20 protein-coding genes and 1 pseudogene are annotated in these 16973 nt (G+C 55.7%); 7 read left to right on the top strand and 14 right to left on the bottom strand.

Annotated elements, in window-relative coordinates:
- Window positions 1–6: 6 nt before the first annotated feature.
- From LDL32_RS17100 to LDL32_RS17075, 6 genes are all read right to left on the bottom strand, one after another.
- Entirely contained in the window at window positions 7–462 is a 456-nt protein-coding gene (locus LDL32_RS17100) for an SDR family NAD(P)-dependent oxidoreductase (protein WP_233069143.1), read from the bottom strand.
- A gap of 102 nt (window positions 463–564) precedes the next feature.
- A complete protein-coding gene (locus LDL32_RS17095) occupies window positions 565–1464 on the bottom strand; it encodes a LysR family transcriptional regulator (protein WP_233069141.1) in 900 nt (299 codons plus the stop codon).
- Window positions 1465–1750: 286 nt separating this feature from the next.
- The gene (locus tag LDL32_RS17090; protein ID WP_233069140.1) at window positions 1751–2758 is read right to left on the bottom strand and encodes an aldo/keto reductase; all 1008 of its coding nucleotides are present in this window, start codon (window positions 2756–2758) and stop codon (window positions 1751–1753) included.
- Window positions 2759–3058: 300 nt separating this feature from the next.
- Window positions 3059–4429, bottom strand: a complete 1371-nt coding sequence (locus LDL32_RS17085) for an NAD-dependent succinate-semialdehyde dehydrogenase (protein ID WP_233069139.1) — start codon at window positions 4427–4429, stop codon at window positions 3059–3061.
- 276 nt (window positions 4430–4705) lie between these two features.
- The gene (locus LDL32_RS17080) at window positions 4706–5113 is read right to left on the bottom strand and encodes a tautomerase family protein (protein WP_233069138.1); all 408 of its coding nucleotides are present in this window, start codon (window positions 5111–5113) and stop codon (window positions 4706–4708) included.
- Window positions 5114–5129: 16 nt separating this feature from the next.
- A complete protein-coding gene (locus tag LDL32_RS17075; protein WP_233069137.1) occupies window positions 5130–6773 on the bottom strand; it encodes a GMC family oxidoreductase in 1644 nt (547 codons plus the stop codon).
- 137 nt (window positions 6774–6910) lie between these two features.
- Here LDL32_RS17075 and LDL32_RS17070 point away from each other — a divergent pair, with 137 nt between their 5' ends.
- Entirely contained in the window at window positions 6911–7786 is an 876-nt protein-coding gene (locus LDL32_RS17070) for a LysR substrate-binding domain-containing protein (protein WP_233069136.1), read from the top strand.
- A gap of 165 nt (window positions 7787–7951) precedes the next feature.
- Here LDL32_RS17070 and mazF read toward each other — a convergent pair whose 3' ends face one another.
- Window positions 7952–8269: an endoribonuclease MazF gene (gene mazF, locus LDL32_RS17065; protein ID WP_233069135.1), complete on the bottom strand. Its 318-nt coding sequence runs from the start codon at window positions 8267–8269 to the stop codon at window positions 7952–7954.
- 41 nt (window positions 8270–8310) lie between these two features.
- Between mazF and LDL32_RS17900 the strand changes: the two genes are divergently transcribed.
- Window positions 8311–8442 (top strand): hypothetical protein, encoded by a 132-nt coding sequence (locus tag LDL32_RS17900; protein WP_255673966.1) that lies wholly within the window; start codon window positions 8311–8313, stop codon window positions 8440–8442.
- A gap of 45 nt (window positions 8443–8487) precedes the next feature.
- On the opposite strand, the gene LDL32_RS17060 is transcribed toward LDL32_RS17900, so the two are convergent.
- Both LDL32_RS17060 and LDL32_RS17055 read right to left on the bottom strand, forming a co-directional pair.
- Window positions 8488–9114: a MucR family transcriptional regulator gene (locus LDL32_RS17060; RefSeq protein ID WP_233069134.1), complete on the bottom strand. Its 627-nt coding sequence runs from the start codon at window positions 9112–9114 to the stop codon at window positions 8488–8490.
- 426 nt (window positions 9115–9540) lie between these two features.
- Entirely contained in the window at window positions 9541–9840 is a 300-nt protein-coding gene (locus LDL32_RS17055; protein ID WP_110569789.1) for a WGR domain-containing protein, read from the bottom strand.
- A 542-nt stretch (window positions 9841–10382) separates the two neighbouring features.
- Between LDL32_RS17055 and LDL32_RS17050 the strand changes: the two genes are divergently transcribed.
- From LDL32_RS17050 to LDL32_RS17030, 5 genes are all read left to right on the top strand, one after another.
- Window positions 10383–10583: a hypothetical protein gene (locus tag LDL32_RS17050; RefSeq protein WP_233069133.1), complete on the top strand. Its 201-nt coding sequence runs from the start codon at window positions 10383–10385 to the stop codon at window positions 10581–10583.
- Complete coding sequence (locus tag LDL32_RS17045; protein WP_048856220.1) at window positions 10546–11382, top strand: IS5 family transposase; 837 nt, start codon at window positions 10546–10548, stop codon at window positions 11380–11382. The genes LDL32_RS17050 and LDL32_RS17045 overlap by 38 nt, the downstream gene beginning before the upstream one ends.
- Window positions 11319–11705, top strand: coding sequence for a hypothetical protein (locus LDL32_RS17040; RefSeq protein WP_233069131.1), 387 nt, complete (start codon window positions 11319–11321; stop codon window positions 11703–11705). The genes LDL32_RS17045 and LDL32_RS17040 overlap by 64 nt, the downstream gene beginning before the upstream one ends.
- A 61-nt stretch (window positions 11706–11766) precedes the next feature.
- Entirely contained in the window at window positions 11767–12771 is a 1005-nt protein-coding gene (locus LDL32_RS17035; RefSeq protein WP_233069129.1) for a thiol:disulfide interchange protein, read from the top strand.
- Window positions 12768–13304 (top strand): hypothetical protein, encoded by a 537-nt coding sequence (locus LDL32_RS17030; RefSeq protein WP_233069127.1) that lies wholly within the window; start codon window positions 12768–12770, stop codon window positions 13302–13304. The genes LDL32_RS17035 and LDL32_RS17030 overlap by 4 nt, the downstream gene beginning before the upstream one ends.
- A gap of 405 nt (window positions 13305–13709) precedes the next feature.
- On the opposite strand, the gene LDL32_RS17025 is transcribed toward LDL32_RS17030, so the two are convergent.
- From LDL32_RS17025 to LDL32_RS17005, 5 genes and pseudogenes are all read right to left on the bottom strand, one after another.
- Entirely contained in the window at window positions 13710–14207 is a 498-nt protein-coding gene (locus LDL32_RS17025) for a hypothetical protein (RefSeq protein ID WP_233069125.1), read from the bottom strand.
- Window positions 14208–14230: 23 nt separating this feature from the next.
- A pseudogene (locus LDL32_RS17020) lies at window positions 14231–14881 on the bottom strand (DotA/TraY family protein); the annotation flags it as partial.
- 105 nt (window positions 14882–14986) lie between these two features.
- Window positions 14987–15385 carry an FkbM family methyltransferase gene (locus LDL32_RS17015; RefSeq protein WP_370636795.1) on the bottom strand — a complete coding sequence of 133 codons (399 nt, stop codon included), beginning with the start codon at window positions 15383–15385 and terminating at the stop codon, window positions 14987–14989.
- The gene (locus LDL32_RS17010; protein WP_048856220.1) at window positions 15372–16208 is read right to left on the bottom strand and encodes an IS5 family transposase; all 837 of its coding nucleotides are present in this window, start codon (window positions 16206–16208) and stop codon (window positions 15372–15374) included. The genes LDL32_RS17015 and LDL32_RS17010 overlap by 14 nt, the downstream gene beginning before the upstream one ends.
- Window positions 16209–16258: 50 nt before the next feature.
- Entirely contained in the window at window positions 16259–16771 is a 513-nt protein-coding gene (locus LDL32_RS17005) for an FkbM family methyltransferase (protein WP_233069121.1), read from the bottom strand.
- Window positions 16772–16973: the final 202 nt, after the last annotated feature.

Here is a 16973-nt window from a genome sequence, read left to right as displayed (position 1 = left end):
ACCAGATCAATTATACACAGAAGATCGGACACTCTCATAGGATCCGACATTGACGATAGCTCCGCTCCCGTTCGGGATCATCGCACGCATCGCCTCACGCGAGTGCAGGAACACGCCCCGGATATTGACGGCGAAGATGCGGTCCCAGTCCTCAGAAGTCATGTCCACCACCAGCTTGTTGATGATGATGCCCGCATTATTTACGAGAATATCCAGCTGACCAAACTGCTCGACGGCCGTTGCTACGGCCAGTCGGGCAGCGCCTTCTGCTGCCACGTCCCCGACGAGTGGGAAGATGCCAGGCCGGGCAAGAGCGTTGACACCGGGATCGTAGTCCTCCGCGATCACCGATGCACCACGCGCATGAAGTAGCTCCACAGTTGCGCGGCCGATCCCGCTTGCAGCGCCGGTGACAATCGCGACCTTGCCTGCAAAATTTCCTGCTGTGTTTTCCGTATCCATACAAACCTCCTCTGATGTCGAGAACATCATCTGGAGTGACCGGGCCGTAAGTTTAATACCGGATATTCGGGATGTGTTGTACGGCTGGGCAGGTACAATCGGTCACGGCTTCTTCGCACTGCGCACAGCGGCAATGAAGGTCTTCACCGCAGTCGAGCGATGACGATGCGGAGGATAGTAAAGCGCAAAGCCTGGAAAAGCGGCGGAATACTCTGTCAGCAAGGGAACAAGATGGCCGGCTTTGATGAGCGGCTGGACCTCGCTCTCAACCCATAATGCGATGCCCGCGCCAGCAACGGCGGCATCAAGCGCTGCCCTCTGATCATTGAAGGTCAGTGGACCGGATACGGCCACGGAGAACCAGACGCCGTTTTCACAGAATTCCCAGTTGTACAGGGCAGCATGCCCCGGCCAGCGAAAACCGAGACAGAGATGATCGCGGAGCTCCCGCGGATGGAGTGGCGCTCCGTGCCGTTCGAGGTAAGCCGGGGCGGCAACGGCAATCTGCCGCAAACCGGACTGAAGCGGGAACGCAATAGCATCCTGATCCAGCATTTCCCCAAGCCGTATGCCGACGTCGAACCGTTCCTGTACGATATCTACTTCGGCATCGTCGATCTGCACCTCGACGCTGATCCGGGGGAAACGTCGGACAAAGTCAGGCAGGAGCTGTTTTAGAAAAAGCTCATAACCAAGACGTTGCGCGTGAACTCTCACCGGACCAGCGATTTCGCCGCCCATTGCACCGGCCTCGCTTAAAGCGGCCCCGATTTCTTCGAACGCCAGTCCAAACCGCACAGCCAGACGTTCTCCTGCGGGCGTGGGGCTGACACTGCGTGTCGTTCGGTTCAGGAGCTGAACGCCAACAAAGTTTTCCAGTCGGCGGATCGTTTCACTGAGCGCTGAACGCGACACGCAAAGTTCTCTCGCAGCGGCAACGAAACTGCCTCGATCGATAATACAGCACAGTGCGCGAAGATCAGAATAGTAGCGGTCGGACATACTCCTCTTTAGCACAAAACCAAGTTTTTCTGGTTCGGTTTTCCGGCCCGTTTATGGGGTTATGGGCGATCGATCGTTCCAACCCATATGATCTGTCAGTTGGGAGTGTAGCGGATTGACGGGATATGCCGTCATGACGGGCACAGGAAGCATCATGCTAAATTCCGAAAAGCGGACGTAAGTGTCTGTATCTGCCAATCTGAAAAAAGCTGAAGAGCGCCGCCTGTGAGGGTGGTAAAGATAAGAGCCGTGCAGCCCAGATACCCGCACCAGCTCTATCTTACGCCTAACCCTTCCCCAACCCCGATTTCTCGCTGTCGAGTACCGCCATCTGTTTCGGATCGTAGCGTTCCCCGGCTGCAGCCCCTTTGGGAATAGCCTTCTCGATAGCAGCCAGATCGTCGGGCGTCAGCGTAAGATCGAGCGCTCCCAGCGCCTCGGAGAGACGATCGCGCCGGCGGGCTCCTACAAGTGGCACGATGTCGTCACCCTGTGCGGCCACCCAGGCGATTGCCAACTGGGCCACACTTGCGTCTTTGGTGGCTGCAATTCCGCGTAATGTCTCCACGAGAGCCAGATTACGCTCGACGTTGCCTTCCTGAAAGCGGGGGCTCCGAACCCGAAAGTCCCCTGGCCCCTTTGCCCCTTGCCAGTGCCCGCTGATCAGACCACGCGCGAGCACGCCATAGGCTGTTATGCCGATGCCGAGTTCACGACAGATAGGAAGAATTTTGTCCTCGATACCACGCGAAATCAGCGAATATTCAATCTGAAGGTCGCTGATCGGATGGACGGAAGCCGCGCGCCGAATGGTTTCCGGGCCAACTTCCGAAAGGCCGATATGCCGGACATAACCGGCCTGAACCATCTCGGCGATGGCGCCAATCGTCTCTTCAATAGGCACTGCCGGGTCCAGCCGTGCAGGCCGGTAGATGTCGATATGATCCAGCCCGAGCCGTTGCAGGGTATAGGCCAGGAAGTTCTTTATGGCAGCAGGCCGCGCGTCGTAGGAACCCCAGTTGCCACCCGGGTCGCGCATTGCACCAAACTTGACGCTGACGAGGAATCTGTCGCGAGGAATATCCCTGATCGCCTCACCGATCAGCATCTCGTTATGGCCCATGCCGTAGAAATCGCCGGTGTCGAAAAGCGTGATCCCGGCGTCCAGCGCGGCATGGATGGTAGCGATGCTTTCTTTCCGATCAGCCGGACCATACATGCCGGACATGCTCATACACCCAAGACCGATTTCGGATACCTGAGAGCCGCTCTTACCAAGTTGCCGCAATTTCATACTTAAGAAAAATCCCTGTTTCCTGAAGCAGAACTCTACCACACAGGCTATCTTTCGATAACCTCTCTTCCGTGCAGCTTTTCGTTCCTTGGAACGGAACGAATTTTCCGTTTGATGGAACAAGCGGACGGGCGACAGTCGCCCTCATGTCTGCCATTTGATGCCTAATTGTCCGGTTCGCAAAGCAGACATGCTCCATTCGCCAGTATCACTCGACCACTGTTGACATTTGCCTTTTTGGGCAGTGCAGATTTGTCCCGGACAGGAGTTTATCCGGGACAGGAAACGGCATCATGCCTGTCAGGCGACGCGGATCAGCTTGCGATTGATGAACTCCTCAATGCCGAGGAAGGACAGTTCGCGGCCAAATCCCGAATTCTTGATCCCGCCAAAGGGCAGTTCCGGTGCAGCAGCCGTCGCGGTGTTGATGAACATCATGCCGGTCTCGACCTGTTCAGCCACTTTTTCGGCACGTGTAAGATCACGGGAGAACACGGACCCGCCGAGGCCGTAAGGAGAATCATTGGCCAGTTCGATGGCCTCATGTTCCGAGGCAACCTTATGTACCACAGCGACCGGGCCGAAAATCTCCTGATAGAAGACCGGGTTGTCCTTTGACACATTGGTCAGGATGGTCGGTCCCATGAAGAAGCCTTTGCGGTCCATTCGCTTGCCACCAGCCACCAGAGTTGCCCCTGCTTTGACGGCTTCGTCGGTCTGCGCAAGTGCGGTGTCGAGCGCCTTTTTGCTGCTCATCGGGCCATGGGTGGTACCCTCAGCCAGCGGATCGCCAATGCGGAACTGCGTGATCGCGGTTTTCAGACCCGCGAGGAAGGCGTCGTAGACCTTCTCATGCACGATCATCCGCTTGGCCGCCGTGCAGACCTGCCCGTTATTGGCGAACCGGCCCCATGTCGCCCATTTGATTGCCAGTTCAAGGTCCGCGTCATCGAGCACGATGAAGGCATCGCTGCCGCCCAGTTCCATCGTGTCCTTCTTCAGCGCCGCACCCGCTTCGGCCGCAACCGTCTGGCCCGCGCGTTCGCTGCCGGTCAGGGCGACGCCACGGATACGGAAATCCTTGATCAGTTCGGCGGACTGGTCGTTGTTGAGGAAGATGTTGGTATAGATGCCCACAGGCGCGCCCGCGTCATGGAACAGCTTTTCAAAGGCCAGCGCGCATTGCGGCACGTTGGGCGCGTGCTTGGCGATGACCACATTGCCTGCCATCAGGTTCGACCCCGCCACGCGGGCAAGCTGGTAATAGGGGAAGTTCCAGGGCTCGATGCAGTAGATTACGCCAAGCGGCTGGTTGATGATCTTTGCATGGCCTTCCTTGACCTTCAGGGTCGTGGGAGCGAGAAATTTCTCCGCACCCTCGGCATAGTAAGAGAGGATGTCGGCAGTGATGTCGATTTCTTCCAGCGCGTCAGGCAACGCCTTACCCATTTCGGTCGCGATCAGGCGTGCATGTCTCATGCGGTCACGGCGAAGCAGGTCGGCGGCCTTTGACATGATGACCTTGCGGACTGCGATGTCGCGCTTTTTCCAGTCGGTCTTCCACACATGGTCCGCGCGATCGATAATCGCCTTCATCTGCGCGGCGGTGTGAAGTTCGAACGTGCGTTCCACGGTTTCCGTGGTCGGGTTGAGGGTCTGGTAAAAACTCATTGGTCCGTTCCCCTGTTTATTGATTATGGAAAGGATAATCGGTGTAGCCATGTGTACAGCCGCCATACTCGCGCCTAATGCATAATACCCCTTAGGATTTGCACAACGGCCGGTCAGATAGAATAAAAGACGTCTATTTTTGGTCACTGAAAATAATGATTTCATCGCAGTGCATTCGTTACGACAACCGCGCAAGATATTGTCTATATGGACGAGGATTGTGATATACTTAAAAGACAAGACCGAGTCAGGATCTCGGCCTTGTCCGTCTTCAAATCACGAGACTTTAGGCGTCCCGAGCTTGCCGGTCAGGAACTGGGCTTCCCCGTTACCAAAAGACCAGTCGGCATCCGTGTTTTCAACATAGTTGACCATCACGTCGCTGGACGCGATGCCACACTTTTCGGTCAGGGCCTCGGTCAACAGGCGGTAGAAGGCGGTTTTTTCATCGACCGTGCGCGGACGTGTGGTAACCGAGATGATCATCACATCGTCAGTACGCGCAATACCCAGTCCGGTATCCTCAATGCGCACACGGCTTTTCTTGTGTTCATATATGATCTGGTACCGGTCACGTGGCGGCACGCCGAAGGCGTCCAGCATCGCCTGATGGGCGGCATCCAGTATGGCGGTCAGTTCTTTTTCGGAACGGCCTTCAAGCATGTCAAAACGAATAAGAGGCATGTAATCAGTCCTTGCTTCAGGCGACAAGCGCCGGGGTTGACGGTAATCTGGCGGCATTGAGGATCATTGCCGACGCTTTCTCACCGATCATGATGCTCGGGGCATTGGTATTGCCCGAGGTAATGCGCGGCATGATCGAGGCATCCGCGACACGAAGCCCCGCCATGCCATGTACACGCAGTTCGTGGTCAACCACGGCCTGCGATCCCTGCCCCATGGCGGCGGTGCCCACGGGGTGAAAGATAGTGGTGGAGATTTCCCCGATCGCCTGTTCCAGATCGGCATCGCTCTGTACCGACGGACCGGGACGAAACTCCTCTGGCCGGTAGCGTGCCAGTGCGGATTGCCCCACTATCCGTCTCGTCAGGCGTACGGACTCAATCGCCACGCGTCGGTCTTCTTCCGTCGAGAGGTAGTTGGGGTGGATGGCGGGCGGCACGGCTGGGTCAGCAGATTTAAGGTGGACGCTGCCCCGGCTTTCGGGGCGGACATTGGCCACCGCCGCAGTAAAGGCTGGAAACGGATCAAGATTGCCGCCGAAGGCCGCAAGGCTGAGCGGCTGGACATGATATTCCAGGTTGGCCGTCGCATAGCGGGGGCCGGAGCGGGCAAAGATACCCAGCTGGCTTGGCGCCATCGACATGGGGCCGGACCGGGTCAGCAGATATTGCAGGCCGATCTTCGCCTTGCCCAACAGGGATCCGGCTTCGGTGTTGAGCGTTTCAACACCGCTGACCCTGTAAGCGCTGCGGATCTGCAGGTGGTCCTGAAGGTTCTCACCCACGCCGGGCAGATCCCGTACGACCTCGATGCCAAACTCCTGTAGTCGTTCCCCCGGCCCGATGCCCGAACGTTGAAGGATTGCAGGCGTCCCGATAGCGCCGGCCGACAGAATTACCTCGGCACGGGCATGAACAGTCCGGACCACACCGTTGACTTCAAAGCGCACCCCGATTGCGCGACCATCGCGGAACAGGATGCGATGAACCAGTGCGCCGATCTGCACGCGCAGGTTGGGCCGTTTCATGACCGGGTGCAGGTAGCCGCGCGCCGCACTCCAGCGAAACCCGTTTTTCTGCGTTACCTGAAAATAGGATGACCCTTCGTTATCACCCCGGTTGAAGTCGTCTATCTTCGGGATGCCCGCCTGTGCGGCGGCGTCGCGGAAGGCATCAAGCAGTTTCCACCGCAACCGCTGCCGGTCAACATGCAGCGGCCCACCCACGCCATGAAAGGCGCTGGCACCCGCGAAGTTATCTTCTGCCTTGAGGAAATAGGGCAGGACATCATCCCATCCCCATCCCGTATTGCCCATCTGCCGCCAGCCATCATAATCGGCGGCCTGCCCGCGCATGTAGATCATGCCGTTGATAGACGAACACCCGCCCAGCAGCCGTCCACGCGGGTAATTCAGCACGCGGTTGCCCAGATGGGATTCCGGATCGGTCCTGAACATCCAGTCCGCACGCGGGTTACCCATCGCGAACAGGTACCCGACCGGGATATGGATCCATATCCAGTTGTCGTTGCCGCCGGCTTCCAGAACCAGCACCCTGTTGCGTGGATCGGCACTGAGACGGTTTGCAAGTACACAACCCGCACTGCCCGCGCCGATTACAATATAGTCAAAGTCACCAAAGTCTTCGGTTCCAGTCGCCATGTGACGAACTCCTCCCCCTTGCCCGGCTCTGCGGCCGGTGGAGAGAGGATTATTCCCCTGGATGCAGCGCGGGAAATGACGTGGACGTGAAAAAAACGAATTGGATGAATGAACATAAGTCCGATATGGAATAGAATATGGATATCAATATATTACGACTGTTTATCGCGGTCGTGCGCGAAGGTGGTTTCTCGCAGGCGGCCAAGGCGGTGCTGTCCACCCAGTCAACCGTAAGCAAGGCGGTGAAGCGGCTGGAAGATGAACTGGACCTTGTCCTGATCGACCGGGCGGCCCCGGGTATCACGCTGACTGATGCTGGCGATGTGGTCCTGCGCCGGGCCCAGACGATCCTGGCTGAACGCGACGACCTGCTGGTGGAACTGCGGGAATTGCGTGGGCTGAAGCACGGTGAATTGCGGCTTGGCCTGCCACCGATCGGCAGCGACACGCTGTTCGCGCCGACTTTCGTGGCGTTCCGTGACCGTTATCCCGGTATCAAGATCCAGTTGATCGAACGCGGCTGCCAGGATCTGATGAACCTGCTGCGCGCGGGCGAGATTGATCTTGCTGGCCTGCTTCTTCCCTTTCCCGATGAGTTCTCATGGCAAGATGTCTGCGTGGAACCTGTTGTAGCGGTGGTCGCGGCGGGCCATCCGCTGATGGCGCGTAGATCAGTCTCGATTACCGCATTCGCTGATTCTCCCTTTCTGCTGTTCGAGACAGGATTTTCACTGAACCAGATCGTGCTTGCGGCCTGCCGTCGCAGCGGCTTTACGCCAAAGGTCACGGCCCGTTCAACACAGGTTGAATTCCTTTTTGACCTGATCGCGGCGGGACTGGGCATTGGCTTCCTACCCCGCATGATGGTGGAAACCCGTCAGCACGACGGCATTCGGGCCATCGCACTCAATGATCCGGACATGCTCTGGCATATGACACTTGCCTGGCGGCGCGGCGGCTATCTTTCGGGCGCTGCCAAAGAATGGCTTAGGCTGATGCGACGGCCAGATTAGACTGCATTTCAGCTTATCGTTAACTAGAGGTTATGATCTGTTAACATTCCCAACCCGACAGACTGCTAAGCGACTTCCATACATCACCCGCAGGAGGCAACCTGAACTGTTTGTTGGCATAACAAATATTATAAGACATGGAAATCCGGTTGCAGGATCAGTCTGTCAGTTGATCCATATTCCCGGCCTGAAGAGCTTTCCTTTGAGCTTCGCGTTCCGCACCCGCCAATCCAGACTTCTCACCTGATCAGAAAGGACCACACTGGCGGGTTTTCCGACCACGGCCACCTCAAACAAATAGCCTTTGATTTTAGTGATCATGGGGCAGCAAAGCACCATCCCCGCTTTGGCATTATAACTCGCAGGGGCGAGAACCACCGCTAGCCAATGCACAGCCTGTTCCCGCCCTGCCTGAGGATCAAATTCCAACCAAACAATGTCGCCGCAATCAGGAACCCACGTGACCTGGGATTTGATGCTCACCAGCTTTCGTCACCTACAGACTGTCCAAAGTCAATTTCATCATGCCCGTTCAGATCGCTAATCCCGGCGACGAGATCTTCCAGTTTGGGCGGTGTGGCGCGAACTGGCTCAATGATAACTCGATCACCTTCCTCATGGACATTCATCATCTGATCATCCTGAAGTTCGGGTGATGCCTGACTGCCTTATAACCAAGCCCGATAGGCCGGGCTGATCAGTCAGACCTTGGCCCCTTTTGCTTTCGTGCCGGTCTTCCGTACCCCACGCGGTCTCGCTGAAGTCTTGGAACCCGGCGTTTTCTTTGGCGATGCCGCAGAAGATCCTGTTTCAGTTGCCGACGACCTGGATCGCTTCGAAATCGTTTTTTTGGGGGGTACTACAGCCTCAGCAGTGTCGACCAACACTTCTTTCGTCGCACTATCGACAGAAGGTGCTGCGGTTGCTTCGTCCACGGGAGCGGTCTGGGGCACCAAAACCTTACGTCCAAGGCCCGCGTCTCGCGCCAGAGCCGCCCGCATTTTGGCATACTCCGGAGCAACCATGGGATAATCCATAGGAAGCTGCCACTTCTCTCGGTATTGCGTTGGCGTCATTCCATACCTTGTCTGCAGGTGACGCTTGAGCATTTTGAGTTTTTTGCCATCTTCCAGACAGACGATGTAGTCAGGAAATACCGACTGCCCGACTGGAACTGCGGGCTGCTGGGCCGGAGTGCTGCTGTTTTTCTCTGGGGCCGGTGTTGTTTCGCGGATAGCAGCGTAGACATCGCGGATAAACGCCGGGACATGTTCTGTCGGCAGAGAGGTATTGGTATTGCCGAGATGCGCTGCCACGATGTCGCTCATGGCAATTACAATTGCCGGGGATAGGTCGTCCGATTGGTCCATGATAAAGCCTCTCCGCTATATTTTTACCGAATAACATTGCCGGAGTGTAAGTCTTTATGCAATCGGCAAAATATGGCGTATCGAAAGCTGAATTATATATTGCGGCACGTTGCCTACATCGATCACATTGCACCATGAACATCAAGTTTTACGCAAATTGTATGCGGCGGAGCCTGCCCCTGATTACGCTATCAGACGGCGTAAACTGGCTTATGCAGCGGGCCTTTCACGAAAACTACGGCTCACCTCAATGTCGATGATAAGTTTTTTAGTCCGAATATATCCACACACGAATTTTCCATGACGTGGTGAGCGGATACAGTATTTATCTCTTTCACCTGTCTGATGATCACACCGGATTACCCCTGCAGGTAATGCAGCCAGTCATGACTGTGTAACGATATAGCCGCGTTTCAAGCGATAACGGATCATCGCGGTCAGAGCATTCACCGCGGCGCCTTCGTCGGGATAGAGATCCACGCGCTGGGTGCCAGCTGTCCCGATCCTGCCCCAGTTACGAACAAGCGCGGCACCACCGAACAGGTCGGGCTGAACTGACAGTCCGTAATACCGCCACTCATTGAAACTGGGTTGAATACGACGCAACTGGACAGATAGCGGGAACAGTCCAAGCTGTATTGTTTTCCCTGGGGGAACGGCGCTCCTTGATCTTCTGGATGTCATATTGGTCCTGCGCATCGCATGATGCTAACATGATCTATTATTCAAGTACAGATATTCTGAACTCCTTTCAGCCTTTTGCAACGCCGCGTGGAGCATGCATGGATCATTGCCTGCGATCTATAGGTCGGATGGTACGATGCGGATGTCTTCCGATACGTCAATCATCCAGCACATTGATGGTGGCCTCAAGCCACAACCCGGTCGGAAGATGACGTAGAAGACCCTTTTTCTCGCCACTCAGGCGTGAGTGTCAATCGATCAGCCAAAGAGCACTCTGGATGTTTCGAACATGCGTTGCCCGCAGAACATAGACGATACACTTGGTAACAATGATGAGATATACGTTACAACAAGACGGAATCGTGTAGATTGAGCAGCCTGATCATGAGTCCGTGGAGCTATGTGACCAGATTAAATCACGACAAAAATCGTCAATAATAGCAAAGTATATCGGGTTATGCCGCTCCAGCGCTCCGTAAGAAACATGGCAACGGTGCACCACGTTGCTTCAGTGTGTTCGTCTTGATCCGTGTGAGGATGACATGAAGTTTGATGAACTTCGCTCGCGTTTCGAGCTTATCGATGACGAACAATCCGGACAGCTATGCCTGACGCTGGTTCAGGCGATTTTAGAGCCCGATCCGAAAGTTTTTGAACAATACCAGCCTGTTGTGATTCATCCGTCTTTGCAGAGAGATGGAGTGAATGGTGACATGGACTGGTATTGCCCGGCGCGAGTATAGCCGGGAAAGATTGCGATATCCATCGGACATGACGGACGGGGAGTGGACTTTGATCATGCCATTTGTGCCCCCGGCGAAACGGGGCGGTCGTCCGCGCACGACGGATATGCGCGAGGTGGTCAATGCGATGCTCTACATAGCCTCGGCCGGGTGTGCGTGGCGTCTGCTGCCGAAATGCTTTCCGCCGGTCTCGACCATCAGGCGCTATTTTTACGCCTGGCGTGATGCCGGAGTGTTCGAGGTCATGAATACGGTGCTGGTCATGAGCCTGCGCGAGATCGAGGGACGTGACGCCTCTCCGAGCGCGGGCGTGATTGACAGCCAGTCGGTGAAAACCACGGAAAGCGGCGGGATTTCGGGCTATGACGCGGGGAAGAAGGTCAAGGGCCGCAAGCGCCATATCGTGACGGATACCTGCGGCTTCCTGATCTTTCTCCTCGTTCATGCCGCTGATATCCAGGACCGTGATGGGGCCGTTGATGTTCTGGCAGCGATACGCAGGCGCTTTCCCTGGCTGCGCCACATCTTCGCTGATGGCGGCTATGCTGGCGACAAATTGCGATCCGCGCTCGCCTCCATGGGAAAATGGACCCTCGAAATCATCAGGCGGTCCGATACGGTGAAGGGTTTTCAGATCCTGCCGCGTCGCTGGGTGGTGGAACGGACATTCGCATGGCTGGGACGATGCAGGCGGCTCGCCAAAGATTGGGAACAATCCATTGCTTCCTCAACCGCATGGACATTGATCGCCTCAATCCGAATGCTCACACGACGGACAGCAAGGCATTGTCAGGGTTGAAAAACTTTCGGATCGGGCTCTTAGCGCTGAGATGCAATATTGAATACATTGCTTCTCCAGTGAAAACATCAACTGCCAGGCGTGAGCAGGCAAGATCATTGCACCCCATTCTGGTGCTTTGCCACGAAAAAGGCCGTCAGCTGAAAGACGACCACCCGAATTCCCATTATTTGCAACTCCGCGTTGATATTCTTGTAAAAATGATAAGCGAGATGTCGGTCGAGGAGTTAGGAAGCGAAGCAGGAGAGACGTTTATTCTCTCCCCGATCAACCCCCCTTTTGAAAATCCCCTGTCTCGAGAAAGGGGGAACGAAAAGGAATGATTTTTTAATCGCAGTCGCATGATCAGGGCGTACGGGACATAGGTATTGTCCGGAGTCCGCCATGCGCAGTTTCTACGTGTTGCCATTTCTCCTGCTCATGCACGCGCCAGCGCGAGGACAGCAATGCTCTGTGTCTACTCCGATTGAGTCCAGGAGCGATACCATAGGGCCGCCCCTGGAACACAATGATAAAGATAGGACCGATGCAGTCGCCCATCTTGGCATCGCAGGGGCCAACATCGAAAAATTACCCGATTTCCACGGGTTCGAAGCTGGCATCGCCCATACCCGGAACGAACTCCTCGTCTTTTTCGCTCCGGAAAGCCATGCGATCGTGCTTAGCGGCACGCTGATCCCGGTACCATACGACACCCTACGTTCCCTGGCCGGATCGCGCGCCCACGATCTCGCACCGGTCGATGGCATCAGGGGAATGTTTGTTCGGGCGGATAACCGTTTTCAGGTCGTCTATGCGACCCCGGATGGCAAGGCAGCAGTCGCGGCCCGCATGTGGGGCGCCACTGGACAGGACATCACAAAAGACCAGATCAGGGGCATTTCGGGAGCCGTACCGGAAATCAGTATCTCTGGCCCTTCATCCGACGCTAACGAACAGTCCGGGCTCCAGGGTCTCTCGGGAGGCCTTATAGGGACACCTTCAGCCCCGGAAGTCATGATGTTCATAGACCCGCAATGTATCTACTCGATGAAAGCGATGCATATCCTTCAGCCCGCAATCGATGCAGGGAAAGTTCGCCTGAAAATAGTCCCGCTGTCGTTGCTTGATTACGAGGATAACGGCGCCAGTACCGTCAATGCGAAAGCCATGCTGTCGCTCCCGGCAAACGAGATGGCACAAGCGTGGGTCAACGGTCGTCTAAACCCGGGATTGGCTGCACCTGAACCGGATAGTGGGGAGAAGCTTGCCCGTAATACCCGGATTGCACGGCAGATAGGGCTCACAGGGACACCAACGTTCGTCTGGATGCACCGCAATGGCGGGATCGGCCGGCTCGATGGAGTTCCCACGGATGTCGCCACGTTTCTCACCTCGGTCTCGCAATGAAGACACGACAGGACCAGACCGGCCCGCGACGTTTTTTTGCAAGAACGCGCAAGCTTGCCCGCCTCGTGATTGGCGATCCACGTACATTGGTCGCCTGGTCCGATGTGACGAGAAATGCCGCGCTGATTGAAGCCCTCGGGAAGGCATTACTGAAGCCTAAAGTCGGTATGCAGGGCCCGCGGGCGCCAGACGGTACCCCTATTGATATCGCCGCGATCGCTGCCGAATATTGCGTCGAACCCTGCGTTGTGGCGATCTTGCTCAATCAGAGACAGCATGAGACATACAGACGGGCGCTTGCTGCCAGTATGCTCGCTGTTGTTCTGGTTCTTGGCTGGGCCGGAGAAATGCTCCTTTCCCACTGGAAGGGCAGCCAACTCCTTGCTGCGCTGGAGTTCGCGCCCTTCTGGACATTTCTGGCACTCGTGGCGTTTCAGAACGCGTGGCTCAACTGGCAGATCCGCGAACGCCGCCTGGGTTCTGCCCGCCAATTTGTCGCCACCGCTGACAGCCTCATTCCCCGCAGGCCGTAACCGCAAGTCCATCTGCATTACGCTGGTGAATAGATAGGATCGGCGGAGCACTCAGAACGTGCCGGGTGGCGCGTTCTTGTCGCCGCCCTGAGCGCCTGTTGCCCAGGAGGCGTGTTCATAATCCTCGCGCCCCGACATCGCCCGTGGATCATCAGGCCGGACGATCGTACCGGCGCGATCGTACGTGGGGGGTGTCCAGATTACGCGTGTCGATCCGTATGCAGCGTGCGGATCATAACGCGCATGTCTGGTTGGGGGAGCCTTTGGGCCATGCACATGGGCAGCGGATGACACGTTGCCAGCGCTGCATGCCGCAAGCCATGGGGAGAGAACAAGAAGCAGAATGAAATGTTTCACGAATGGTCTCCCGCTTAGAGGAGACCATCCTGACCAAGTATCTTGCGACTAGGACTGCTGCTTTCTCCACTCGTCTTCCATGGAAAGATAGCCTCGAATGCGTCGTTCCATGTTCTCGGCTTTGGTCTTCAGCATTGTATGATCATCGCTAAGTCGATGGTATTTGTCGTGGGCTGCCGCAAGATCGCACGCCAAGCGTTCCTCTCGGTCCCCCGCAGCCTTGAGTTGAGCTGCCTGCCGCGCAGTTGCTGCATCTGCAAGAGCGAGGGTGTCTTTCAGGCCTTTGATCTGAGCCTCCAGACCAGAAGCATATTCCCTGGATCTGAGCAGATGCTCCTCAAGTCTGTCAGATTCCGCGTTCTTCTGTCGCAGTAAACTTGTCATCTGCGAAAGCAGGTCAGCGAGTTCATCGGCTTCTGTCGGTCGCGCAGACCGTCGGCCGTAAAGCGCACGTTGTATGGAGTTTCCCAGCGTCTGTTCGTACTGGTGCGATGCACGCCCCAACATGAACGCTGCAGCCCCGCTCAGGCCACCATAGTTCGACATCTCGGTTCCTCCTGACCCTAAAGTCAGACACTCTTTTTCATTGTTGTATCACTTATCAGGGCCCGAGCACCAGAAGATATGCCACCGTTGCCCTGTCCCGGCCCATTCTGATTATCTGCTTTATTTCCTGCCAGAGACTGCTGAATCGAGAGCAACGTGCCTGCCATACCGACAACGGCGGCGTCCCGGCTGAACTGGTCGATGTCGACCCGGTCCACGTCACCAAATCCGATCATGGCGGGAACCCGCTGGGGCAGGATCGAGATCATCCTGAATGAAATGAACGCCAAAGTGACATGAATCATGACAAACAGGCTGACCAGAACAATCATGCCGAGGAAGTTGCTCACGATCCAACCGTTTGACAGCACCAGTCCGGCCGCAATGCCGAAACACATGTGGATCAGCCACGACACTGAATCAAATATAAAATATCCGAGGAAAAGCCCGAACAGCATCAGCACCGGTCGGAAGATGACATTGAACAGAAGGGCATAACCCTGTTTTGCATGACCGTGCAGCCCCTCCCCGTTTATGGTCATATGCGCGAGCATCCACAGAGGCGCTGCAATCACGGACTCACAGACCATGATGAACCATCCAGCCACGGCAAACATCCACATGACAAATGGGATCATCGGGATGACATAGGCGATGGTGAGGCCTGGCATAAGTGACTGTTTGAAAAGTCCCAAAACGTGGCATTTGTCGCCGATATACCAACGAACAAACACACAAAAATGGGTAGGTGGTTATGAACCACCTACCCGCTGATTTACCTATTTTCGTGACATAAGAATGTTGCCTCGGCTGCGGGCCTTTCGGAGGTACCCAACCTGTTTCAGTTTGCTCATCAGGTCTGATTGCCAGCGATCACGCTCACTATATTCCATGATGATGTGATCAGGTAACAGGCTGGCAGGAGCAGTAGCCAGAAAGGGCAGTAAAGCTTTATCCTCATACCCTTCAATGTCTATCTTCAACACATCAATTTTATTTACGTTCAAGTCCTTCAATATATCCAGCAAAGGACGAATACGAACGGTTTCTCCTTTACCCTGACCAATGGTGCCACCACCGTAATCCATATTAGTCTGGATCAACGTGCCGGTTTCATCTCTTTCACCTACGGCAGCCTTGATTAGAGCCCGATCCGAAAGTTTTTCAACCCTGACAATGCCTTGCTGTCCGTCGTGTGAGCATTCGGATTGAGGCGATCAATGTCCATGCGGTTGAGGAAGCAATGGATTGTTCCCAATCTTTGGCGAGCCGCCTGCATCGTCCCAGCCATGCGAATGTCCGTTCCACCACCCAGCGACGCGGCAGGATCTGAAAACCCTTCACCGTATCGGACCGCCTGATGATTTCGAGGGTCCATTTTCCCATGGAGGCGAGCGCGGATCGCAATTTGTCGCCAGCATAGCCGCCATCAGCGAAGATGTGGCGCAGCCAGGGAAAGCGCCTGCGTATCGCTGCCAGAACATCAACGGCCCCATCACGGTCCTGGATATCAGCGGCATGAACGAGGAGAAAGATCAGGAAGCCGCAGGTATCCGTCACGATATGGCGCTTGCGGCCCTTGACCTTCTTCCCCGCGTCATAGCCCGAAATCCCGCCGCTTTCCGTGGTTTTCACCGACTGGCTGTCAATCACGCCCGCGCTCGGAGAGGCGTCACGTCCCTCGATCTCGCGCAGGCTCATGACCAGCACCGTATTCATGACCTCGAACACTCCGGCATCACGCCAGGCGTAAAAATAGCGCCTGATGGTCGAGACCGGCGGAAAGCATTTCGGCAGCAGACGCCACGCACACCCGGCCGAGGCTATGTAGAGCATCGCATTGACCACCTCGCGCATATCCGTCGTGCGCGGACGACCGCCCCGTTTCGCCGGGGGCACAAATGGCATGATCAAAGTCCACTCCCCGTCCGTCATGTCCGATGGATATCGCAATCTTTCCCGGCTATACTCGCGCCGGGCAATACCAGTCCATGTCACCATTCACTCCATCTCTCTGCAAAGACGGATGAATCACAACAGGCTGGTATTGTTCAAAAACTTTCGGATCGGGCTCTTAGATACCCCTCAATACCGTTGAGAGCCATGTTGGTGCACAACCTTTCAAAGAGAGTAGGCTGTGGTTCTATGGCGATGATGGTAGCCCTTTTGGTAGCAGCAAACAGGGAAAAGAACCCCATATTGGCACCAATATCAATGAAGGTGCCACCAGTAGGAAGGCACTTGTCTAGCCACCTCCACTCTTTGGAGTTGTAGCAATTACCGCATACCGCCGATTTTGCATCAGTCTGGTTGTCCTGCGGATAAAACCTAACCTTCATACCAAACAAGTAGGAGTCTACCGGGCCTCCTTTACACTCCTGCTTGAACTTTTCAACGAAAGGGCGCCTCAATTTCATATATCCCAACGGGGTATCGAAAAAGATTTTGCGTATCCATTGCTGTGTTTTGGTTGGAGGGTAAGTACCGAAGGGTTGTATGTTTATGTTATGTTCCTGAATAGGCACAACGAATGGCGGTGATTCCGCCACCTTTTGAAGAATCATTATTCACCATGTTTCATCGTCCTGCCACGGACGTGTTTGATCAACCGACGCCTCCTGGCGTCGGGCGGTTGGCAGCGTGTGAAACAAGGTGAACCCACGCCCTGCCTATTTTCATAGACGACAAACAGCACTCACTGTTCACCGCTGGACATAGGTCCGGGTGTTGTATTCGGCAGGCCACCCGACATAGGGGCCGCCTTGT

It is taken from the genome of Komagataeibacter sp. FNDCF1, assembly GCF_021295335.1.
Classification (GTDB): Bacteria; Pseudomonadota; Alphaproteobacteria; order Acetobacterales; family Acetobacteraceae; genus Komagataeibacter.
The sequence above is the reverse complement of the archived record's forward strand: the minus strand, read 5'-3'. Positions and strand labels throughout refer to the sequence as shown.